The following is a 210-nucleotide window of genomic DNA, read 5'->3' as shown; positions in this document are numbered from 1 at the left end:
CCGCCGTTAAGCGTCTTCAGCGCCTGAACGAACCCCTCGCCCTCCTCGCCGAGCCGCCGCTCTTCGGGGATCCACATGTCGTCGAAGCGGAGTTCCGCGGTCGGACACCCCTTGTCGCCGAGCTTGTCCTCCGTCCCCTCGACGACGAACCCGTCGTCCTCCTCCGGGCGCACGACGAACGACGAGATGCCCTTCCGGCCGGCGTCGGGA

1 pseudogene is annotated in these 210 nt (G+C 69.0%); it reads right to left on the bottom strand.

What is annotated here, in order from left to right:
- A pseudogene (locus EXE44_RS19965) lies at positions 1-210 on the bottom strand (acyl-CoA dehydrogenase); the annotation flags it as partial.

Origin of the sequence: Halorubrum sp. SS7 (assembly GCF_005435055.1) — an archaeon.
GTDB classification, from domain to species: Archaea; Halobacteriota; Halobacteria; order Halobacteriales; family Haloferacaceae; genus Halorubrum; species Halorubrum salinarum.
This window is presented reverse-complemented; position numbering and strand designations above follow the sequence as displayed.